Origin of the sequence: Methanobrevibacter sp. UBA188 (assembly GCF_905234905.1) — an archaeon.
Lineage (GTDB): Archaea > Methanobacteriota > Methanobacteria > Methanobacteriales > Methanobacteriaceae > Methanocatella.
This window is the reverse complement of record NZ_CAJOJM010000004.1, coordinates 40,946-63,315: the sequence shown is the minus strand read 5'-3', so window position 1 is coordinate 63,315 and position 22,370 is coordinate 40,946. Positions and strand designations below refer to the sequence as shown.

Annotated in this window: 20 protein-coding genes and 5 tRNA genes; 4 read left to right on the top strand and 21 right to left on the bottom strand. The window is 35.1% G+C overall.

The genetic code is table 11. The features are described from left to right. The 16 genes from QZ143_RS01770 to QZ143_RS01695 all read right to left on the bottom strand — a co-directional run. Positions 1-171 (bottom strand): GTP-binding protein (locus tag QZ143_RS01770; protein ID WP_292880612.1); only part of this gene is annotated, 171 nt, incomplete at its 3' end. A 158-nt stretch (positions 172-329) separates the two neighbouring features. After that, positions 330-2,531 (bottom strand): elongation factor EF-2, encoded by a 2,202-nt coding sequence (locus tag QZ143_RS01765; protein ID WP_292606458.1) that lies wholly within the window; start codon positions 2,529-2,531, stop codon positions 330-332. Between the two features lie 28 nt (positions 2,532-2,559). Continuing rightward, positions 2,560-3,120: a 30S ribosomal protein S7 gene (locus QZ143_RS01760; RefSeq protein WP_292606456.1), complete on the bottom strand. Its 561-nt coding sequence runs from the start codon at positions 3,118-3,120 to the stop codon at positions 2,560-2,562. Between the two features lie 12 nt (positions 3,121-3,132). Beyond that, positions 3,133-3,558 carry a 30S ribosomal protein S12 gene (locus QZ143_RS01755; RefSeq protein ID WP_067044341.1) on the bottom strand — a complete coding sequence of 142 codons (426 nt, stop codon included), beginning with the start codon at positions 3,556-3,558 and terminating at the stop codon, positions 3,133-3,135. Positions 3,559-3,888: 330 nt separating this feature from the next. After that, positions 3,889-4,320: a NusA-like transcription termination signal-binding factor gene (locus QZ143_RS01750; protein ID WP_292606452.1), complete on the bottom strand. Its 432-nt coding sequence runs from the start codon at positions 4,318-4,320 to the stop codon at positions 3,889-3,891. Positions 4,321-4,326: 6 nt separating this feature from the next. Next, a complete protein-coding gene (locus QZ143_RS01745; RefSeq protein ID WP_292606450.1) occupies positions 4,327-4,626 on the bottom strand; it encodes a 50S ribosomal protein L30e in 300 nt (99 codons plus the stop codon). An 8-nt stretch (positions 4,627-4,634) separates the two neighbouring features. After that, entirely contained in the window at positions 4,635-5,828 is a 1,194-nt protein-coding gene (gene rpoA2 / locus QZ143_RS01740) for a DNA-directed RNA polymerase subunit A'' (protein WP_292606448.1), read from the bottom strand. Between the two features lie 8 nt (positions 5,829-5,836). Continuing rightward, positions 5,837-9,052, bottom strand: coding sequence for a DNA-directed RNA polymerase subunit A' (locus tag QZ143_RS01735; RefSeq protein ID WP_292880599.1), 3,216 nt, complete (start codon positions 9,050-9,052; stop codon positions 5,837-5,839). Between the two features lie 25 nt (positions 9,053-9,077). Then, positions 9,078-10,883, bottom strand: coding sequence for a DNA-directed RNA polymerase subunit B (gene rpoB, locus QZ143_RS01730; protein ID WP_292606444.1), 1,806 nt, complete (start codon positions 10,881-10,883; stop codon positions 9,078-9,080). A gap of 18 nt (positions 10,884-10,901) precedes the next feature. Continuing rightward, positions 10,902-12,446, bottom strand: a complete 1,545-nt coding sequence (locus tag QZ143_RS01725) for a DNA-directed RNA polymerase subunit B'' (protein WP_292606442.1) — start codon at positions 12,444-12,446, stop codon at positions 10,902-10,904. 245 nt (positions 12,447-12,691) lie between these two features. Next, on the bottom strand, positions 12,692-12,925 hold the full coding sequence (locus tag QZ143_RS01720) for a DNA-directed RNA polymerase subunit H (protein ID WP_292606440.1): 234 nt from the start codon (positions 12,923-12,925) through the stop codon (positions 12,692-12,694). Positions 12,926-12,968: 43 nt separating this feature from the next. Beyond that, a tRNA-Lys gene (locus QZ143_RS01715) sits at positions 12,969-13,042 on the bottom strand. A gap of 30 nt (positions 13,043-13,072) precedes the next feature. Next, positions 13,073-13,144, bottom strand: a tRNA-Asp gene (locus QZ143_RS01710). Positions 13,145-13,278: 134 nt separating this feature from the next. Then, positions 13,279-13,352, bottom strand: a tRNA-Tyr gene (locus tag QZ143_RS01705). Between the two features lie 4 nt (positions 13,353-13,356). Then, a tRNA-Pro gene (locus tag QZ143_RS01700) sits at positions 13,357-13,431 on the bottom strand. Between the two features lie 115 nt (positions 13,432-13,546). Next, a tRNA-Thr gene (locus QZ143_RS01695) sits at positions 13,547-13,620 on the bottom strand. 115 nt (positions 13,621-13,735) lie between these two features. Between QZ143_RS01695 and thiM the strand changes: the two genes are divergently transcribed. From thiM to QZ143_RS01680, 3 genes are all read left to right on the top strand, one after another. After that, a complete protein-coding gene (thiM, locus tag QZ143_RS01690; RefSeq protein ID WP_292880595.1) occupies positions 13,736-14,602 on the top strand; it encodes a hydroxyethylthiazole kinase in 867 nt (288 codons plus the stop codon). Continuing rightward, positions 14,599-15,219, top strand: coding sequence for a thiamine phosphate synthase (thiE, locus tag QZ143_RS01685; protein WP_292880591.1), 621 nt, complete (start codon positions 14,599-14,601; stop codon positions 15,217-15,219). The genes thiM and thiE overlap by 4 nt, the downstream gene beginning before the upstream one ends. A 189-nt stretch (positions 15,220-15,408) precedes the next feature. After that, the gene (locus QZ143_RS01680) at positions 15,409-16,311 is read left to right on the top strand and encodes an AEC family transporter (protein ID WP_292880587.1); all 903 of its coding nucleotides are present in this window, start codon (positions 15,409-15,411) and stop codon (positions 16,309-16,311) included. 90 nt (positions 16,312-16,401) lie between these two features. Here the strand turns inward: QZ143_RS01680 and QZ143_RS01675 are convergent, their stop codons facing one another. From QZ143_RS01675 to QZ143_RS01660, 4 genes are read right to left on the bottom strand one after another with little or no spacing between them, the layout of a single operon-like run. Continuing rightward, complete coding sequence (locus tag QZ143_RS01675; RefSeq protein WP_292880609.1) at positions 16,402-17,619, bottom strand: phosphoglycerate kinase; 1,218 nt, start codon at positions 17,617-17,619, stop codon at positions 16,402-16,404. 9 nt (positions 17,620-17,628) lie between these two features. Next, the gene (gene tpiA, locus QZ143_RS01670; protein WP_292880584.1) at positions 17,629-18,297 is read right to left on the bottom strand and encodes a triose-phosphate isomerase; all 669 of its coding nucleotides are present in this window, start codon (positions 18,295-18,297) and stop codon (positions 17,629-17,631) included. A gap of 46 nt (positions 18,298-18,343) precedes the next feature. Next, positions 18,344-19,222 carry a site-specific DNA-methyltransferase gene (locus tag QZ143_RS01665; protein ID WP_292880582.1) on the bottom strand — a complete coding sequence of 293 codons (879 nt, stop codon included), beginning with the start codon at positions 19,220-19,222 and terminating at the stop codon, positions 18,344-18,346. A 1-nt stretch (position 19,223) separates the two neighbouring features. Beyond that, on the bottom strand, positions 19,224-20,093 hold the full coding sequence (locus QZ143_RS01660) for a hypothetical protein (protein WP_292880574.1): 870 nt from the start codon (positions 20,091-20,093) through the stop codon (positions 19,224-19,226). Between the two features lie 131 nt (positions 20,094-20,224). On the opposite strand from QZ143_RS01660, the gene twy1 reads away from it, so the two are divergent. Further along, positions 20,225-21,142 carry a 4-demethylwyosine synthase TYW1 gene (twy1, locus tag QZ143_RS01655; protein ID WP_292606428.1) on the top strand — a complete coding sequence of 306 codons (918 nt, stop codon included), beginning with the start codon at positions 20,225-20,227 and terminating at the stop codon, positions 21,140-21,142. A 111-nt stretch (positions 21,143-21,253) separates the two neighbouring features. On the opposite strand, the gene sucC is transcribed toward twy1, so the two are convergent. Next, a complete protein-coding gene (gene sucC, locus QZ143_RS01650) occupies positions 21,254-22,366 on the bottom strand; it encodes an ADP-forming succinate--CoA ligase subunit beta (RefSeq protein ID WP_292880571.1) in 1,113 nt (370 codons plus the stop codon). Positions 22,367-22,370 lie beyond the last annotated feature (4 nt).

Sequence of the window (22,370 nt, the reverse complement as noted above, 5' to 3'; positions counted from 1 at the left end):
TCTTTCTTCTCCTAATTTGTCCATAACAAATCTGAATTTGTTTTCTCCGTCATCTAATTGTTGTTCAGCGATTGCACCAGCTTTTAATAATAAGTGTCCAACTAAAGTGGATTTTCCGTGGTCAACGTGTCCAATAAATGCTAAGTTAAGATGTTCTTTTTCTTTTGCCATAATAATAACCTCTTTGTAATATTATCAACATATATTTATAAGCCTAAATGATAGCTTAAATAAACTTTATCATTCAACATATAAAAAGATAATGTTTTTTTCATGATTTTTAATAAAAAAATTAAAAAAATTAAAAATATAATTTTTAAATTTTAAATTTATAAATCTCCTAAGTAATGACTTGGAGGGAAAGGTTCAGCAGATAATCCTTTTCTTTGTCTGATTTCCCTTACGATTTGATTTTGCATCTCACGTGGGAGTGGTTCAAATCCTGCAATTTCAGTAGACCATAAACATCTACCTTCAGCAGCAGATCTGATGTCTCCAGCGAAACCGAACATTTCAGCTACAGGTACTTTGGATTCAATTCTAGCCATGTCACCAGTCTCTTGACCCATGTTGACAATTTGACCTCTTCTGTTTTGAATCTCACGAGTACATGCACCCATGTAATCGTTAGGAGTATCAATGACTACTTTTTGCATAGGTTCGAGTAAAGCAGGTTCTGCTAACATCATAGAACCTAAGATTGCATTTCTGATAGCAGGCAATACTTGTGCAGGTCCTCTGTGAACTGCGTCTTCGTGAAGTTTTGCATCGTTGAGTTTGAATTTTAATCCCATGGAGATTTCTTCACCTAAAGGACCACTTTCTAAAGTGGATTCAAATCCTTCGAGTAATAATTCTTTAACTTCGTCCAAGTATTGAATACCACGAGTCATGTTAAGGAAAATGCTTCTGTTGTGAACAGCCCATACTCTTCTAGCTTCTTCTTTATCTAATCCAGCTTCCATGAAGTCGTTAGCTGATTCTTTACCTTTAACTCTACCTTCTTTGATGTCACCATCAGCGATTGCATCGTAAAGGCTTGGTTCAATAGGTTCAACAGTAATGTAGAATCTGTTGTGTTTGTTTGGAGATTTACCTTCAACTTGTGGAGAAAGTTTTTTAACGGTTTCTCTGTATACAACGATTGGTTCGGATGTGGTAATGTCTACACCTTTATCTTTAATTCTGTAACCAATAACTTCTAAGTGAAGCTCACCCATACCGGATACTAAGTGTTCACCGGTTTCTTCGTTAATATCGATTTTAACGGTAGGGTCTTCTTTACCAGTTTGTCTTAATACTTCAATCAATTTTGGTAAATCTTTAGTATTTTTAGCTTCTACAGCAACAGTAACTACAGGTTCTGAAATGTGTTCTAAACCTTCGAACTCTTTGATTTTGTCTTCAGGTGAACAGAGAGTTTCCCCAGCGATAGCACCTTTTGCACCAGCAACATATACAATGTTACCTGCAGGTACCTTATCGGTGTTAACTCTTTCAGGACCGAAGTATACACCTACTTGTTGTACTCTGGATTTACCGTGAGAACCAACGAGATATACTTCTGTACCTTTTTCGATTGATCCACCGTATACCCTACCAGTAGCGATTTCACCAGCGTGTTTGTCTACAGATACGTTGGTAACCATTACAGCTAAAGGTCCTTCAGGTGCGGTTTCAACCATACATTTACCTGCAGGAGATTCGATGTCTCCATCCCATATGTTAGGTACTCTGTATACTTGAGCTTCTTTAGGGGAAGGTAAGTGTTCTACTACCATACCTAATAATACATCAGATAAAGGTACTTTTTGAGCTAATTCTTTTTCATTTTCAGCGTTACAATAATCAATGATGTCTTTGAAGTTAATTCCAGTTTCTTGCATAGTTGGTACGTTAATAGCCCAATTGTGGTATGCTGAACCGAAAGCTACACTACCATCAGTGAAATCTAATTTCCATTCTTCTTTTTTCTCTTCAGGAGCCATGTTTTTGATTAATTTATTAGCTTCCATGAAGATTTTTAAGAATCTGTTTTGTAACTCTTCAGGTTCTAATTTTAACTCGTTGATTAATCTGTCAACTTTGTTAATGAATAAAACCGGTTTAACATTTTCTTTTAATGCTTGTCTGAATACTGTCTCAGTTTGAGGCATAATTCCTTCTACAGCACAAACTACTACTACTGCACCATCTACAGCTCTCATAGCACGAGTTACGTCTCCACCGAAGTCAACGTGACCTGGAGTATCGATTAAGTTGATTAAGTATTCACTATCTTTGTAATCGTGTACCATGGATACGTTAGCTGCATCAATAGTAATACCACGTGCTTGTTCTTGTTCATCAAAATCTAAGAATCTTTGATCACCAGCAAGTTCTTCGGAAATCATTCCTGCACCTGCGAGCAAGTTATCAGATAAGGTAGTTTTACCGTGATCGATGTGAGCACAAATACCAATATTTCTGATTTGTTCAGGTTCATACATCAATTCTTTGATTTTTGCAATCATTTTGTCTCTTCTACTCAAAATAACCACCTATATATAAGCATTATGATTAGTGCGCTGCTTTAGCAACTCTTTCTTTCTCTTCAGCTTTTTGTAAAGCGAAACTTCTTGAATCTTCTTCAGAAGCAAGAATTAATTCATCAGCTAAACATTCAGCAACAGATTTTCTGTTTTTGAATGAAGATTGTAAAGTACCTCTGGTCAAGAATCCTAATGAAAGGTCTACTCTTCTTTGTGGTGAGATATCTACAGCTACTTGGTATCCAATACCACCGTATTTAATACGAGTAGTTTCTTCACGAGGTGCAGTGTTTTCAACTGCAGTAACTAAAACTTGAACAGGATTCTTTTTAGTTCTTTTATTGATAATTTCTAATGCATCTCTTACGATGTTGTAAGCTTTATTCTTTTTACCAGAGTTGAGATGGGTTCTCATTACTTTGTTCATTAATCTTTCAACAATAGATACTTTAGATTTTGCGAATTGTCTTTTTACGTGTCTACCAGAAGTATGTGGAACTAAAGTTTCATCTAAGCAGATATATTTTACTAAACCTAAGTCCTCAACTTTTACTTCATCGAGATCCCATTTATTGAATAATTTACTCATAAATATAACTCCTTATCTTACAGGTTTTTCTATTTTTCCACTTACCATTTCAGATAAAGCTACGTTGTTAACTTTGGAAACTTTCCAACGAACCCCTGGAATATCTCCCATGGATCTTCCGGATGGTCCACCGATTCCTTCAATCATCACTTCATCGTGTTCATCGATAAATCCGATAGCTCCGTCACCTGGTGCGAAAGCAGTTAATTGTTTACCGTTTTTGATTAATTGAACACGAACACATTTACGGATAGCAGAGTTAGGTTGTTTTGCTTCTATCCCTACTTTTTCGATTACAATTCCTCTTGCTTGAGGAGCTCCTTCGAGAGGGTCTGCTTTAACGTCTAACCTTAAAGCTCTCCTTTTGTAATCCACGTCTTTCCACTTAAAATTTTGTCTATTTTTTTTAAGTTTTTTTGCAGCAAAAAGTCCTGGCATATTTTATTCCTCTAATCTTTTTGTTAAAAGCGTATCTAAGAATCCACCGCTGCGATTTATACTATAATCTACATAGTACAATCTAAATTCTGAGATACAATCAGTAATAATAATTAATTTAGATAAATAAGTTATCTAAAAGAAGATATCTTGAAATAATTATTAAAAACAATGACAAAAAGCACACATAGTCATGTTATAAAACAGTACAGATATCTTATGATAGAATATATATTTCAACCTTTATAAAGGTATGTATTTGTTTTATAAATATAAATAAAAAAAAAGTATTTTTCAAAAAAAATAAATTAAAATAAAATAGCTCGAAAGCTATTTTAAAATAATATTGTCAATATTATGTTGTCTGTTTGCTAATAATTTAGCCCTTTCAATATTGATTCCATTTTTACCGATAGCAATACGTTTGTTAGTATTATCTGCTGTAACAGTAGCTATTTTTTTACCTGACTGCTTTTGACTTACTTTAACAGATTGTACTTTAGCAGGAGATAAAAGATTTTTAATGAATTGTATAGGGTCATCATCTAATTCAATGATTTCTACACCTTTATCTACTGCTCTTTGAACTTTAGATACGGAACTTCCTTTCTTACCAATAGCGAGTCCCATGTCACCATTCTTTACAACGAAAGTAACTTTACCGTGTTCATCATCGATAATGCAATCTTTAACCATTGCTCCAGTCATATTTTCGAAAAGAGCTATGTATCTTATTTCATTTGCACTAAATTTAATAGACACTTAAATCTACCTCAAATCGTCTAATATAGTAGAATCTCCTGGATCGTTTACGATTAATGTAGCAACAGTAAAAGGTTTACCACAAACAGAACCCAAATCTACACTAGTTCCATCATATACTAAGGATGGAATTTCGGAAAGATTTGCGTAATATTCAACATCTTCAAGAATTTCTTTAGGAGCGTTACTAGCAACAACAACAAGTTGTCCTTTTCCTAATTTTAAAGATTGAATTGATTTTTCAGAGCCTAAAGTCACATCACCAGTGTCGACAGCTACCCTGATTCCTCTATCTACGTCCATCATCTAGCCTCCTATTCATTTTTATAATCCATTTTGACACCGACAGAACCGGTACCAAGAGGTATTGGTTGTCCAATAATAATATTTTCGATGATACCAGTTAAATCATCCACTTCACCGCGAATACTTGCACGAAGCAAATGTTTACCAGTTTCTTCAAAAGCTGCACGAGCTAAAACACTTGATTTTTCACCACTAATACCATGTCTTCCAATGGATTTTACAACACCTTCTGAAGTCATGATATCTGCAACTAACATAATATGTCTTACATCTACACTAAGACCTTGTTCTGAAAGAGTATTTTGAGCTTCGTTAATAATAGATTGACGAGCTGCTTCGATTCCTAAAACCTCACCGATTTCATGAATGTTATTGGTGGTAGTTCTCACATGATCAATACCTTCCATGTCAAGAATTTCTTTAAGGTTGGATCCTTCGGTATGGATAATCCATTCATCATCACGACGAATAATAACTTTTCCGATACCTTTTATACCACTAATCTGTAAATCACGAACCTTATCTGCTAAGAGACGAAGTTCCCTAATTTCAAATTTAACATCTGAGGATTTGGAATCCGGTTTTCCTGATGGAATAACAATTTCATCATTATTAATAACAGCTTTCTTGAAAGTTTTTCCAATTATAGCATTGATTTCTTCACGATCAAGTCTTTTTTCCTCAATCTTTTTACTGTCTAAAATTGCTTCAACTTCCATAGTACCATAATTTAAATTGAAATCAGAAAGAATATCGTTTATAGTACTTTTACCAATCTTGTTAGCTAAAGTTCTAACAAACTCTTCATCATTACGTCTTTCTTCATCAAAGTAAATATCCATAGTTGGAGTAGCAATCTCTTTTCTTGCATCAACAATCTCAATAAGTCTCGGAAGACCTAATGTTACGTTTAGCTCAGTTACCCCTGCATAGTGAAAAGTACGCATAGTCATCTGAGTACCAGGTTCACCAACAGATTGAGCAGCTACTGTTCCAACAGCCTCTCCAGCTTCAACATGAGCTCGGTCATAGGCATTTTTAAGCTTGATTACTAATTTTCTTAACTCATCATCAGATAAATCATTTTGAATATAAGCTTTAGCTAAATCTTCGATATAACTATCTGGAAAATCAATGTTGAGATTTTCTGAATCATTAATTTCAGCAATTGTGTCATTTATCTTAATTATAATATCATCCATAGTTACACCTACTTACCTTCCATTCTGATTTCATCAATAAGTTTATTTAAGTCAGCTGGTTTACCAAAGTCTGATTTTGCAGGATCCACACCATCTTCACCGAACATGGTTTGGATAACATTACCTTGGTTGTCAGTAACAAGTCCTGACTGTTTAACTTGTAAATCTTGCAATGCGTTTACGAGTCTTCTTTGCATGTAACCGGATTGTGCGGTACGAATCGCTGTATCTACAAGACCTTCTCTTCCTCCCATTGCGTGGAAGAAGAATTCAATTGGGTCAAGACCTGATTTGTAACTTGAGTGTACAAATCCTTTCGCTTTAGCCCCTAACTCACCTTTCTTGAAGTGAGGTAAGGTACGGTTTAGGTAACCCCTTTCGATACGTCCACCCCTAACCGCTTGTTGTCCTACACAAGCAGTAATCTGAGTAAGGTTCAACATGGATGCCCTTGCACCGGTACGTGCCATTACTACAGAGTGGTTTTCAACAGCCATTACATGTTCGTATGAGTCATCATCAGATTGTTTACCCATGGTAAGGTAATTTTCTGCAATCTGACCGGACATATCCCTAGCTTCCCCGAGAACTTGCATGATTTTCATCTCTAAAGTCTCTTCAAGACTTCTACCAGGTAAAGCTTGGAGATAACCTTCTTCATAAGATTCAACAAGTTTATCTACTTCAGCCATCTTTTTATCTAAGTGCTCGTTAATACGGTCTTGAGCTTCGGAAGGAATCTCTTCATCGTTTAATGAAGTGGTAATTCCTGTTTTCATGATTCCACAGATAGCAAGGTCAGTGGAACGGTCTAAGAACTCTTTAGCTCTTCCAGGACCATATTCCTTAACGATTTTATCTAAGATTTTACCTGAAAATGATCCGTAAGCGGATTCATCGATTACACCTTGAGTCAAGATACCGTTTTTGATAACAACACTTGCATCTGTTTCAGGGTATACTACAGGACATTTTGAAATTTCAGCACTGTAAGATAAGTTTAAGTCATTTGGTAATAATAATGAGAACAATTCTTTACCTGTCCATTTATCTCCTTTGTCTTTGTAGATAAATGATTCTTCATCGTGGTCAGGGTCATATTTTAAAATCCATTGACCGGACTTGAATTCAGGTATTTTCAAGTGGGATTTGCGTATGATTTGTAGTGCTTCTTCTTCTGTGAATTCGACACCATCCCTGGTTAAAAGATAAGCACCGGAAATGTGGTCGTGAATAGCACCGATAATTGGTCCTCCGAACCTTGGAGATAGAATGTGTTCCTGTACACGCATCAAGGATTTAGCTTCTGCACGAGATTCGTCAGTCTGGAATACGTGCATGTTCATTTCGTCTCCGTCAAAGTCCGCATTGTATGGAGGACATACGCATAAGTTTAATCTGAAAGTCTTGTATGGAAGTACTCTTACTTCGTGAGCCATCATACTCATTCTGTGAAGTGAAGGCTGACGGTTGAACAGTACCATATCACCATCTTTCAAGTGTCTTTCAATAATGAAACCTGGTTCCAATTGTTCTAGGATTAACTCTTTGGTTTCTTCGGAATGCACTCTGATTTTTCTTCCGTCTTTTCTGATTACATAATTTGCACCAGGGTGAACTTCAGGACCGTTTTCAATGTATTTAATCATTTCATCCATGTTCCATTCGTTTACATATACTGGTACGGTTACTTCTTTTGCAATCATTTCAGGAACACCGACCTCATTGATACTGATGTTTGGGTCAGGTGAAATTACAGTACGTGCAGAGAAGTTTACACGTTTACCTGAAAGGTTTGATCTGAAACGACCTTCTTTACCTTTTAACCTTTGGGTTAATGTTTTGAGAGGTCTTCCGGATCTGTGTCTTGCAGGTGGAACACCACTAGCTTCATTATCAAAGTAAGTAGTAACGTGATATTGTAATAATTCCCATAAGTCTTCAACAATCAATTGTGGAGCACCAGCTTCCATGTTTTCGAGCAATCTTTGATTGATTCTTAAGATATCTACAAGCTTGTGAGTCAAGTCGTCTTCTGACCTTTCACCAGTATCCAAAGTAATTGATGGCCTTACGGTTACAGGAGGAACAGGAAGTACTGTTAATACTAACCATTCAGGTCTTGCAACTTCAGGATTAACACCTAAAACAAATGAATCATAATCAGTGATGTTTTCAAGTCTTTCACGTACTTCAGATGCAGTCAACTTGTAATCTCCACGACGGATTGTTACAGGTTTGTCTAAAAGAATAGGTTCTTGGATTAATTCTTGCAAGTATTGTTTGACGAAATCTCTTAAACGTCTTTTGAATTCTTTTTGAACTTTATCTTCAGATTTTTCTTCAGCTTCAGCAAGAATATCGGTTTTTTCCTCTTCTAACTCAGCAATTGCATCTTTATCAACTTCATCGCTTTCTTGAAGTTTTTCAATTTTCTTGTCGATTTTGGCAACCTTTTTCTCGAATTCCTCTTCGACATCTTCAACTATCTTGTCATGAAGTTTGTGTAAATCATCAGCATTTTTAGCTTCAATCATATCATAGCTTGCTTCAATATCAGCCATTGATTGATTTTTCTTACAGTGTGGACAGAGCTGTTTTGGGTCAATGTATTTGAAGTGAGGTTTTTCCTCAGTTTCATCTCTTTCCATGTAAGCTTCAGCATAAAGTTGATCCAAAATGTTCAATAATAAATCTTCCCTATCAGCATCATCATAGTTGTCTTCTCCTTCAGGATAGACTTCTTTCATGATTTTATCAACAATGTCATTCTGTTTAGCATCAGACATTTCGACTTTTTTGGTTTCGTTTTGTAGTTTTTTCAAAATTTCTGAAATGCTTTCCTTGTTTTCCATTGCTTCAGTAATTTTTTTGGTGTATTCTTCAAGAACGTTTTCAGGCAATAGAACACGACCGCAACTGTTACAGGTTGAACGTAAAATCTTATGAATTACATCACCAAAACCAATGTGGATAACAGGTCTTGCGAGTTCAATACTACCAAAGTGTCCTTGACAGTCCCCACCTCTGAAACCACAAGTTCTACAAACTAAACTTGGGTCGATAACACCTAAACGAGGATCCATTAAACCTTTTTCAATAGGAAAACCATCATCCTCATAGGTATCCGGAGTTTCAACAGTAACAACAGACATTTCACGAATGTCATCAGGAGACATTAGCCCAAAATTTATTTGCTCAATTTTTTTAATATAACCGTTCATATGTTGGCTCCTTATATCAATTTAATTATGCTTTGTCTCCTAAAACTAATTTAGGGAAAATACATAAACTCTTAAGTTCGTCTAATAATAATTTAAATGCATAAGATATTTCAACAGGGTATGTTTCGACATCTCCACAAATTGGACAGTATTTCTTATTTCTATTCTTATCATATACTGCTAACATACCACAGTTTTCACAGACAATAGCTTCGTATTTGTCTGATTCATCTAAAAGTCTTTCTTTTAAAGTTAATGCTGCACCGTGTGCAATAAGACAATCTCTTTCCATTTCTCCAAATCTTAAACCACCTTCACGTGCTCTACCTTCAGTAGGTTGACGTGTAAGCACTTGTACTGGACCTCTGGAACGAGCATAAACTTTATCAGTAGTCATGTGGTGTAATTTTTGGTAATAAGCAACACCGACAAATATTTCAGCATCCAATCTTTCACCGGTTACTCCACTGTAGAGAGATTCGCATCCTGCAGATTCAAAACCGTTGTTTAAGAGTTGCTGTTTGATTTCATCTTCAAGAGCTTGGTTGAATGGAGTTGCATCCACCCTTTCACCTTCGAGACAACCTGCTTTACCTGCAACCATCTCAAGCACCTGTCCAATAGACATCCTTGATGGAATAGCGTGAGGGTTAACAATTAAATCAGGCACAACACCAAATTCAGTAAATGGAATGTCTTCAGGAGATAATATTAAACCGACAACCCCTTTCTGACCGTGTCTTGATGCGAATTTATCACCAAATTCAGGTTGTCTTGTATCCCTTACTCTAATTTTTGCTAATCTTGAACCTTCAACAGTTTCTGATAAAAGAACTGCATCAACAATACCTTTTTCACCATGTCTTACAGTTACGGAAGTTTCTCTTCTTCTATCAGCAACAGTACCGAAGTCCTCTTCCAAGAATCTTGGTGGTGAAGTTTTTCCAATTAATACATCACCGGATTTTACGACAGATTCAGGGTTAACTACACCGTCATCGTCCAAGTTTCTGTAAGCTTCCTCGGATCTGTATCCTTTAATGTTTTTGTCAGGAACTTCAAATTTGTCAACTTGCCCACCGGCGTATCTTTTTTCTGAAGTATCGTAAGCCCTGAAGAAAGAAGATCTAGCTAAACCTCTTTCTAAAGCACCTTTGTTAATGACCATTGCGTCTTCCATGTTGTATCCTTCATAAGACATTAATGCAACAACAAAGTTTTGACCGGATGGTCTTAAATCGTAATTAGTTGAATCGATAATACGTGTTTTTACAATAGGAGTTTGTGGATGGTGTAACAAGTGAGCCCTTGTATCAGTACGTAATGCATAGTTAGATACATATAAACCTAAAGCCTGTTTTGTCATACCTGCTTCCATTGTATTCCTTGGAGAAGAGTTGTGATCAGAGAATGGGATAATTCCAGCACAGATACCAAGCATGGTAGCTGGGTCAATTTCTAAATGAGTGTGTTCTTCATTCAAATCAGCTAAAGACATTGCAATGTATGAGTTTTCTTCCTCTTCAGCATCCAAATATTCGATAAGACCATCATCTATCAAATCGTCCCATCTTAATTTTCCATTAGCGATTTTATTTAAATGATCTTCTTTAAGAAGTGGAACGCCCTCTTTAACAATGATTAATGGCCTTCTTGCCCTTCCAGGATCATTAAATATATAAATCTCATTATTGTCTTCGTAATAGGTAATATTCATTTCATGAGAGACTTCACCATTTCTTCTTTTTTCTCTCATTTCTTGAGTAAACTCAACCGGATTTTCACAAGCCCCGAGAAGTTCACCATTTATGTAAATCTTACATTTTTGCAAATAAATTCCCTCCTTAGCTTATTTAATTAATACATCCATACTTTCAATAACATCTATAATTTCCTGTTCATCAGAACCTTCAGAAATATTACACATTAAAGCCAAATTCTTTACCAAACCACAGTTAGGTCCCTCAGGAGTTTCGTTTGGACATATTTTACCAAATTGAGTTGGATGTAAATCTCTTGCTTCAAAGTGAGGTTGACTTCTGGTTAATGGAGATACAACACGTCTTAAGTGAGAAAGTGTACCCATGTAACTAGTTCTGTCTAATAACTGACTAACACCAGCTCTTCCACCTACCCAATTACCGGTAGCAATAGCGTGCTTAATATTTTCAGTTAAAACATCACTACGAACAGCTTGCTTAATTGAAAGGTCTTTTCCACGGGAAAGACTTCTTTCAAGTTGATAACTCATATCTCTGGTCAAGTTAGTGAAAGCGACTCTGAATAAATCTTCCATTAAATCTCCAGATACTCTGAGTCTTTTGTTAGTATAATGGTCCTTATCGTGAGGTTCTCTTTTTTCTTCAATAACTTCAAGTAACATTTCAGTCATTTCAGCTAAGTAAATAGCCTTATCATAACATCTTTCAGGTTCAGTACCCATATGAGGCAATAAGTAACGGTTTATTACATCGGTAGCACGTTTTGTACGATAGTCGGCAGGCATGTTTTTAGCTACTCTGTTACCTATGTATTTAATAGCAGCATCCTGCATGTATTCTCTTCTTTCATCAAGAGTCATGCTATCCATTTCAGTTTGATCCAATTTTAAAGCTTCAAGTGAAACCTGAATATCGTCTGCAACCATCATCTGGAAGTTATTGTCATCAGATATTGCTGTAATAATTTCCTGATCGGTAGATAATCCAAGAGCCCTTAATAAAATAACTAATGGAATTTCACCCGGAAGGTATGGGAAAGAAATTCTTAAAAATACACCATTCTTACGTGGTTTTTTATATTCCAAAGTAATTCTAGCTCTGAAACCACTTTTAATTGAAGTTACGACTGCTTTAGCATGTCTATCTTCAACTTCATCCAATCTTTCAAGAATGATTTTATTTGGAGCAATTTCTTCCATTGTAACAACAGCTCTTTCTGAACCATTTACAATAAAGTAACCTCCTAAATCTTGAGGATCTTCATGTTTTTCAATTAATTCTTCAGCAGTTAAACCATTGAGGTGGCAAATATCAGATTTGAGCATAACAGGCAATTCGCCAATGTATACTTCTTCCAAAGGATTATCTTCTCCTTCAGCATTTAATGCCATTTCAAGGTACATGTCTGCAGAATAATTTAAATTTCTAAGTCTTGCTTCAGTCGGGTCAATAATACTGCTTGATCCGTCTGCTTCTTTATTAGATGGTTTCTCAATACGTACTTTACCAGTTTTTAAAGTGTATTTTCCATCATCTAATGTAATAGGTTCAGTAATATCAATGATATTTTGAATCCTATTATTTACAAAATCATTATATGACTTAATATGGTGATCTACTAAATCATATTTATCGAAAAATGCATCAACTAATTTCCAATTATTCTCTGTCATGGACTTCCTCCAGCATTTACGTAAACGCTATAAAAATAATAAACTAAATAAAAGTAAATAATAAGATTAGGTAAAAACCTAACAACTAATTCATTTAATCATTATTCTTAATTTACTCATAACTATCTCCTATAAGATAATTCCTCTCAAACTAAGTTAAATTTATTATAATGAATTTCTAAAAAGAAAAAAACACAGAAATTATACTATATATAAATTTCACTAACTCTAAAATTATATTTAAATTAATCTTCCACTATCCTATAAGTAACAAACACACCCGCAGTTTGACTTTCACGAGTAATCCTTAAAATATCTCCTGGTTTTGCATCAATAGCTTTTACAACAGGATCATTTGATCTAATTTTAGGAAGATTTTTAAAATCATACTCAACATCACTAAATTCATCAGCAATTTCATCTTCGGTCATGATTTCATGTGTTGGTACTAACATATGGTCTTGAATATCAATTTTCAAATTTTTTCCTCCAGATAGAAAAGTTAAAATATAAAATTAGAAACAGGCCTGACGGGAATTGAACCCGCGGCCGCTTGGTTAAAAGCCAAGCGCTCTGCCAGACTGAGCTACAGGCCTACATGAATTTTTATCATCTAGTATTTGAAGCGCCCTGGCCGGGATTTGAACCCGAGTCGCGGGCTCGACAGGCCCACATGATAGCCCCTACACCACCAGGGCAAGAAATACTTAAACGATAATGTGTAATAATACACTATTTAATAAATATTTACATCATCATATATAAATGTTTTGGAAAATAGCAATATTTTGCTAAAAAATAACATATGATAACAAATAAATAAATATTGGAATCCCGCCTGCCGGACTTGAACCAGCAACATTTGGATCTACAGTCCAACGCTCTGCCAAATTGAGCTAAGGCGGGAAAATGGGTCCGCCCGGATTTGAACCGGAGTCTCAGGCTCCCAAAGCCCAAAGGATCGACCAAGCTACCCTACGGACCCACGCATAACTATGCATGAGATAGCATACTAATAATAATATAAACATTCTATTATATAAAGGTTACTATAATTTCAACAAAATGATGAAAAATCAAAATTGAATATAAAATTATAAAGCCCCGGACGGGAATTGAACCCGCGACCACGAGATTACAAGTCTCGCGCTCTACCAGACTGAGCCACCGAGGCGTAACTCTATATTATAGAACAATGTAATTTATGTTAAAAGTAGTTTAAATACTTTACTATAAATTCACTAAAAAATATGAAAATATAAATATTATAGAATTTATAATTAATAATCATGACAAATCAAAAAGAAAGTTTGCTTAATAATATTAATGAAACTTTATCTCAAATAAAAGAAAAAAATCCTTTAACACACTGCATAACCAATTCAGTTACAATCAACGATTGTGCAAATGCAGTTCTTGCAATTGGAGGATCACCATTTATGGCTGAAGATGCAGAAGAGCTCGAAGAAGTTGTAACCATAGCAGATGCATTAGTTATAAATATCGGCAAATTAAGCAAAGAACAAATCAATTCCATGAATGTAAGTGCAAAAGCAGCAAATGAAACCGACACCCCAATAATACTTGATCCTGTAGGTGTTGGCGTAACAGAACTTAGAAACAAAACAACCATGGACCTAATTAATAATTATAATATGGCCGCAATACGCGGAAACATTACAGAAATCAAATCAATTGCCAAATTAGTTGGTGTTATCGATGAAAATAACACTGCAAAAGGCGTTGATGTAAATATTGATGACATAATTACTGAAGAAAACCTATCTGCAAATGGAGAAATCATAAGAGAACTTGCAGAAAAATTGGATACAACAATTTTAGCAAGCGGACCAATAGACATATTAAGCGATGGAAAAACAACAATAGCCATTGACAATGGAGACGACATGATGCCTTTAATTACAGGCAGCGGATGCATGTTGTCATCTATAGTTGGAAGTTGTATTGGAGGATCAACTCCACTTGAAGGAAGCTTGGTGGCAATTTTGGCAATGAACCTTGCAGGTGAAAAAGCAAGAGCAAAAGTAGATGAAAAAGATGAAGGAACAGGATCATTTAGAGCTTATTTAATTGATTACATTTATAAAACCAATGCTGAAAGCTTAATAAATGAATCAAACATCAGGATATTATGAATAAAATAGACTTATCACTTTACCTCGTCACCGACAACAGTGATGATGTAGAAAAATTCTTAAATACAATAGAAGAAGGAATAAAAGGCGGAGTAACTGTAGTTCAAATTAGAGAAAAAACAGCAGAAACTCTGGATTTTTATGAATTGGCACTGAAAGTTAAAGAGATTACCACAAGATACAATGTTCCATTAATTATCAATGACAGAGTTGACGTAGCACTGGCCATTGATGCCGATGGAGTGCATGTTGGACAATCAGACCTGCCTTGTGACGTTACAAGAAAGCTAATCGGAAAAGATAAAATATTGGGCGTTTCAGCTGCAACCATTGAAGAGGCAAAAAAAGCTGAAAGAGATGGTGCCGATTACATTGGAACAGGTGCGGTTTTTCCAACAGCAACCAAAGACGATGCTCCTTCAATTACCAAAGAGGATTTAAAAGAAATTGTCGAGTCAATAAACATTCCGGTTGTTGCAATTGGAGGAATAAATTTTGACAATGCATCCACATTAATTGACACCGGAATCGCAGGATTATCTGTCGTTAGTGCAATAATGAGTTCTGAAAATCCTAAAAAATCATCCGAAGAGCTATTAAATATTTTTAATAGTTAATTTTATTTTAAGGGCTTTTCAATAATTTAAATTATTGATAGTTTTTCTTATTTTTCTTATTTTTGTAGTAAATTGAATTTCATTATTGAAAGTCATGATTTTTAACCTAAATTCAATTTAAAACAATGATTATCTTATATCAAAAAATATTAAATAATAATATAGAAATGATTAATTGAGGAAGTTTAGATGGCAAGTCCAATTGAAGTTATTTTAGTGCCGACAATAATGATTCTGTTAGGAGTATTTTTAAGGCAAAAGGGTTTTCTAAAAAAATCAGATAGGGAACTTCTTTCAAAGATTGTTTTATACATTGCACTTCCTGCAATGATTTTTATAAATCTGTATGATGCCCAGATATCTCATAACATGCTCTTTTTACCTGTTCTGGGTTTTACCCTAACATGCATACTTATAGTCATAGCATATGCTTACTGTAGAGTGAGAAATTACTCTAAAAAGACCACATGGACAATAATTATTGCAGCATCAATCATGAATACTGGGTTTATAGGATTTCCAGTATCATTAGGGGTTTTTGGAAATGAAGGATTTATCAATGCGGTGTTTTATGATCTTGCAACATCAACATGGGTAGTTCTCTACGGCGTTATCCTTGCAACTAAATTCGGAGGCAACAGAAAGGAGGCATTAAAAAAAGCACTGACCTTTACTCCAGTCTGGGCAGTGATATTGGCATTAATATTTAATGTTTTCAATATTCCGCTGATTTATGTTGTTGAAAACACTCTAAACTATTTCGGACAGGCTACAATACCATTAATCATGCTGTCACTGGGTCTTTCACTTGATTTTGGAAATGTGAAAAACTATCTCTCTCCTTCAATAGCAGTATCTGTCATTAAGCTGGTGATTGCTCCTGTAATAATGTTTGGACTGCTTTCAATATTCAAGATATCAGGTATGGCTTTTAACATTGCAATTCTTGAAGCAGGAATGTCAACTGCAGGAAATGCTCTGGTACTTGCTATAGAATATGGCCTTGATGCTGATTTGATGGGATCTTTAACATTTACAAATGTTGTTTTAAGCGTGTTTACATTAACTGCAATCATAGGCTTTTTAAGCTAAAAAATAGTTTGTAGTGTGTGAAAGATTTAGTTAAATCTCCTAAGGATTAAATAGAGAAAATTAAAAAAAGGATATAAAAGTAAAAAAATATTATTTTTTACTATTTTTCAAAGCTTCTACAGCAGCAAGCTTTTTACCTGCCAACATACTAATACAAGCTCCGCCACCACTACTTAAATGGCTCATATGTTCTTCAAGACCCAAACCAGCAGTAGCTGCAGCAATATGACCTCCACCAATTAAAGTGAAACCTTTTGAGGTAGCCATAGCATTAATCAAGTCTTCAGTACCCATTGAAAATTTAGGGTCTTCAAATACACCTGCAGGACCATTAGCGAAAATGTATTTGGCGTCCCTGATTTCTTTTGCATAATATGAAATAGTCTTAACACCAATGTCAAAAATGGATTTATTAGGAATTTCTTTAAAATCAATGTCAACCCTTTGACCGTCAATATCACAAGCAACATCAATAGGATATTTTACCTTATCGCCAAATCTATCGATTAATTCTTTGGCTTTTTCGACCATGTCCCTATATCCTCTGCTTGCAATGAAATCCTTATTAACCTGACCGATATCAACGCCTGCAGCCCATAAAACAATGTTTCCAACAATACCTGTTGTCAATATGGAATCTGCAGTACCGTTGCTCAATACGTTTTCCATAACATCGATGGAATCTTCAGGCTTCATTCCACCAAGCAGGAATACGCATGGATGTTCCACATTATCGAGCGCATCTTGAATTACAGTCAACTCTTTTTCCATAACACGTCCCGCAGCTGAAGGAGTATCAACAGTAAAACCAACCAATGATGCCTGAGATCTATGAGCAGCTGCAAAAGCATCATTTACAAAGTAATCGATTAATGGAGACAAATGCCTTACAAGTAAAGTTTTTGACTGTTCTTCAGGAGTTCTTGAAAGGGACTCCTCTGAAAAGAAACGTGCATTTTCAAGTAATAAAATTTCATGCGGCTTAAGAGATTTGATTGCTTCTTTAGCAGCATTGGAAAATAATGAATCAGCGTATTTAACCCTTAAATTTAGAATATCTGACAATGCCTGTGCATGTTGGGACAAGGTTGTGAAATCCTTTTTGCCCGGACGGCTTTGATGAGCAAGAAGTACTACTTTAGCCCCTTTATTAGACAATTCCTTAACAGTCTGAGCATGCAATTTTAATCGAGTGTCATCCAATATAATCCCAGAGCTTGGATCTACCGGAGAGTTAATATCAATTCTAACCAATACAGTTTTATCTTCAATATCAAAATCATCAATTGTATTAAAATCCACCATTATCTCACATCATCACAATTTACTTACCAAATCAAGTAAGGCTTCTTTTGGACTTTCTGCTTTAATAATTCCGGATGCAAGCAATACTCCATCAGCACCCAAATCCATAGCAGCTTTCATGTCATCACCAGTAGTTATTCCAGCACCACATAAAACCTTAACATCTTTATTGATGGCTTTAACTTCTTTTACTGAATCTTCAACAACTTCAGGTTGAGCTTGTGAAACAGGAATACCGGTACCTATCAATTCAGGAGGTTCAACAGCTACTGCAGTAGGTGCAAGAGCGGCAATAGCTTTTGAAGTTTCAATATTGTTAGTACAAACACATGATTCAATTCCATTGACTTTACATAATTTCACAACTTCATCGATGTCAGCCAACTTCATCCTATTTTCTGAATGATTAATTAAAGAACCGCTTATTCCAGCATCAATTAAAGTATTGATTAAGTTGGATCCTGTGTGTCCACCTGGAGAAATCGGATCTATATGTTGAGCAAAAATTGGAATGGAAGTTTCTTCACTAATTCTATAAATATCAGCAGCCTGTGGAGCTGCAACCATAGTAATTCCAGATTCACTTGCAGCGCTTTCTAAGTCATGTGCAAGTTCTAATGCATTCATACCACTTGATTCCAAATAAGTTTTATAGTTTAATATAACAATTGGTGTGTCCATAATAATCCCACAACTACTCTTTGATAATTATATTTGAATAACATTATTAAATAAATTTTTGATTGGAAATTCTTTTTTCAGCCAATTCAACATATTCCCTTTTAATGTCATAAGCAATATAGCTACGATTGTTTTGAACTGCTGCAATGCAAGTTGTACCGCTTCCGCAAAAAGGGTCTAAAACGACATCACCTTCATAGCTATAAAGATTTATAAGTCTATGGGGCAATTCAACAGGAAATGGAGCAGGATGGCCAATTTTTTTAGCGTTTACTGCCGGAAATGTCCAAATACTTTTTGTCCAACTGATAAAATCATCCCTTTCAATAGTGTCCTTTTTGGCTTGTTTTTTATTTTTGGAATATGAACCTTTTGAAAATACCAGAATATATTCATGATAATCCCTAAGAACCGGGTTTGAAGCTGACATCCAACTTCCCCATGCGCATGATCCTCCGCCACTGGCTGATTTATCCCATATAATTTCTCCACGCATTAAAAAACCCAAATCCAACATTATTTCAATTATCATTGCATGAAGTGGAATATATGGTTTTCGTCCAATGTTTGCAATGTTTATGCATGCTCTTCCACCAGTAACCAGTTTTTTATAGCACTGGCGAAATACTGATGTCAGCAATTCAAGATATTCATCCAGGCTCAAGTCATCATCATATTCCTTTCCAACGTTATACGGAGGAGACGTAATCATCAAATGAATACTGTCATCTGGAACTTCATCCATGTTTTCGCTGGATTTACAATATATCCTATTTAAATCAGCACCATCAATGGCGTTCTCTTTAAAATCAATGCTTTTTGGAACTTCAAAATCCTTAAATAATTTTGAACTGTAAAACTTCTTTGAACTATGAGATTCTCTGACAACAGAACCAAAAGATGTTGTTTGTGTTTTTCTAACCAATTTAAGACCTCTTTAAAAGATTTAAAAATTTCAATCCTTTTTGTTTGCAATTATCTTCCATATCTGCCATTTCAATATATTGACCTAATGATTCCAAATCCTGCATTCCAGAGAAGAAATTTAAATTTTGATTAAATAAACGATTTAAATGTATTTTTAACTCCATACTTGAATCCATTCTTAAAAAACCAGACTTGGGAGTTGTTTTTCTTGTATTTCCATGATTTAATGGAAATGGGTTTAAAGACCAGAACCCCTGAATAATGCCTGCACTTTTCAGATAATCCGCCTTTTTGCAGAATCCATTTGACAGTGGAGCGTTGCCCAGAACAATTATTGGTATTTTAGACGCTTTGAAATTTGAAACACGAATATCAATACATTTTCCAATAGCTTTTAAGATTGAATCTGAACGTGTGAAACTTGGCTTTCCCTGATGAGTCCTATAATCACCAATTTCCAAAATTTCATTTGACTCTACATCATATTGCCAATTCCACACTATTGACATCTTAACCTCAAATATTACTTTAACTTCACTGGCTTTTAAAATTTTTTTATCAACAGTTGAAATTACAATATCTGCAGGAGACCTTGATGTGATGCCCAAAGCAGGTATTCTTGCCTGATTGACCACATGCAAATTTTCATCAGATATTAGGCTTTTCAAAAGATTTTTAACCCAATTTTCAGTATAGTTTCCAATTAATGAATTCCTAGACTGTAATGTCGATTTAACACCCCTATAACTTTTCGGCCAGTATGCCAAATGCCGACCGTCTTCATCCAGATAGAACAGATGATTTGCCTTTGCAAGTTTTAGGGATTCTGTAAAAAATAACTTTTCTTGATTTTTATTCCACAAATTCATAATAAAAAATATTATTATTAAACATATAAATACTTTTAATAATATAATTATAATATTGTTCAATATATGTTAAATTGTTTTTGACTTGAATAAATGTATATACTATCAAAACTAAACATTAACTTGATTTTATGTCATTCAATGAAAGCCAAATAGAAAAATTAGAAAAAAGTGGATACAGATTCGTCGGACAACATGGCCATGCCGCAGTCAAGACATGCCATTGGACACGCCAAAGCATAGTTGATAAAGGCGTTTGCTATAAGGAAAAGTTCTATGGAATCGAATCACACAGATGCTTGCAAATGTCTCCAGCAGTTCCCAACTGCCAACAGGAATGCGAATTCTGCTGGAGAGACCTAACATATACCCAAACCAATTGGGAAGATGAAGAATACGATGACCCTAAAACCATAATCGACGGAGCAATTGAAGCACAGAATAATCTATTATGCGGATTTTATGGAAATGACAAAGCAAACAAAAAAAAGTTAGATGAACTGAAAAAGCCAACCAATGCAGCCATTTCCCTGGCCGGCGAACCTACACTCTATCCGAAAATTGATGAATTGATTGGAGAGTTTAACCGAAGGGACTTTACAACATTTGTAGTGAGCAATGGCCAATGCGTAGACAGACTAAGAAATCTGGAAAACGATCCGTACCAACTATACCTTTCCTTAGATGCGCCTAACGAGAAAATATTTAATACAGTCTGCAGACCTAGAATAAACGATGCATGGATTAATTTAAATGAATCACTTGAAACATTATCCAGTTTCAACTCCAGAACATGTATACGAAATACCTGTGTCAAAGGAAGAAATATGGAAAATCCCGAAGAATATGCAAAATTAATCGATAAGGCAAATCCCGATTATGTTGAAGTAAAAGCATACATGTGCGTCGGTTCATCACGAGACAGATTAACACCAGACAACATGCCAACATTTGATGAAGTTACAGAATTTGCAACAAAAATAGGAAATGAATGCGGCAGAGAAATAGTTAATGAATCCAAAGTTAGCAGAGTAGTCCTACTGGAATAACTCTTTTTAATATAAAAAATAGGTTTGAAAGTCATCATTACATTATGTAATGACGACAATTAATTTTAATGCAAACAATTAAGATTTAATGAAATATTGATTAAAACTAAATTATTTAGCTTTTAACTCATTGCATAACTCAACAGCTTTAAGAGCAGCTTTTTCCATTGAAACTTCATAGGAAATGCCAGCTTCTTCTAAAATTCTTTGACCTTCCTCTTCATTAGTACCGGTTAGTCTAATGACAATAGGAACCTTTCTTTCACAATGTTCTAAAGCTTTAATTACACCACGAGCAACATCATCCGCCTTAGTAATTCCACCTAAAACATTCAGGAACACAACTTTAACTGGTTCATAACTCAATACAAGGTTTAAAGCCTGGTCAATTATTTGTTCGGAAGCTCCACCACCAATATCTAAAAAGGTCGCTGGTTCTCCACCGTTAAGTTTAATCATATCCATAGCAGTTAATGTTAAACCTGCACCATTACCGATTACGGCAATGTCACCATCCAATTGCACAAAGTCAACAGCTTTCTTTTTGTAGTGAAGTCTTTCAACCAAGTCCTGATGTCTGAATAATGCATCATTTTCAACAACAAGTTTTGCATCGGCAGCAATCAATCCTTGAGGAGTTAAAACTAACGGGTTGATTTCAGCGGTATCCGCATCATACTTTTCAAATACATCATATAATTTCCAAATCATGTCACCCATTGGTGAAATTAATTCAGATGGAACACCCATTCTACGTGCAATTTCACGTGCCTCATAAGGTAAAAATTCAATTAAAGGATTTGGATAATATTTAATGATTTTTTCAGGGTTTGTTTTTGCTAAATTTTCAATTTCAACCCCACCTTCCTTACTTGCCAAAATAACGGGTTTTCTAGCACCTCTATCTACGGATACAGTTACGAAAAATTCATTTAAAATTTCGGCTTTTTTCTCAATCAATAAATGTTTAACTTTTTCGCCTTTGATTTCCATTCCCAAAATTTCATCAGCTACTTTTAAAGCTTCACCAGGGTTATTTGCAAATTTTACACCACCTGCTTTACCTCTACCACCGGTTAAAACTTGAGCCTTTATCACTACAGGAACGCCCATTTCAGAAGAGATAGTCATAGCTTCCTCAGGAGAGTAAGCGACATGTCCTTCTAAAATTGGTATGCCCTCTTGATTAAAAATTTGTTTTGCTATATTTTCAAAAAATCTCATTGTA

Excerpts from the sequence above, each read along its gene's own strand:
- QZ143_RS01760 (WP_292606456.1), bottom strand. The coding sequence starts at position 3,120 with ATGAGTAAATTATTCAATAAATGGGATCTCGATGAAGTAAAAGTTGAG.
- QZ143_RS01755 (WP_067044341.1), bottom strand. The coding sequence starts at position 3,558 with ATGCCAGGACTTTTTGCTGCAAAAAAACTTAAAAAAAATAGACAAAAT.
- QZ143_RS01745 (WP_292606450.1), bottom strand. The coding sequence starts at position 4,626 with ATGATGGACGTAGATAGAGGAATCAGGGTAGCTGTCGACACTGGTGAT.
- rpoA2 (WP_292606448.1), bottom strand. The coding sequence starts at position 5,828 with ATGGATGATATTATAATTAAGATAAATGACACAATTGCTGAAATTAAT.
- QZ143_RS01735 (WP_292880599.1), bottom strand. The coding sequence starts at position 9,052 with ATGAACGGTTATATTAAAAAAATTGAGCAAATAAATTTTGGGCTAATG.
- QZ143_RS01725 (WP_292606442.1), bottom strand. The coding sequence starts at position 12,446 with ATGACAGAGAATAATTGGAAATTAGTTGATGCATTTTTCGATAAATAT.
- thiM (WP_292880595.1), top strand. The coding sequence starts at position 13,736 with ATGACAAATCAAAAAGAAAGTTTGCTTAATAATATTAATGAAACTTTA.
- thiE (WP_292880591.1), top strand. The coding sequence starts at position 14,599 with ATGAATAAAATAGACTTATCACTTTACCTCGTCACCGACAACAGTGAT.
- QZ143_RS01680 (WP_292880587.1), top strand. The coding sequence starts at position 15,409 with ATGGCAAGTCCAATTGAAGTTATTTTAGTGCCGACAATAATGATTCTG.
- tpiA (WP_292880584.1), bottom strand. The coding sequence starts at position 18,297 with ATGGACACACCAATTGTTATATTAAACTATAAAACTTATTTGGAATCA.
- QZ143_RS01660 (WP_292880574.1), bottom strand. The coding sequence starts at position 20,093 with ATGAATTTGTGGAATAAAAATCAAGAAAAGTTATTTTTTACAGAATCC.
- twy1 (WP_292606428.1), top strand. The coding sequence starts at position 20,225 with ATGTCATTCAATGAAAGCCAAATAGAAAAATTAGAAAAAAGTGGATAC.
- sucC (WP_292880571.1), bottom strand. The coding sequence starts at position 22,366 with ATGAGATTTTTTGAAAATATAGCAAAACAAATTTTTAATCAAGAGGGC.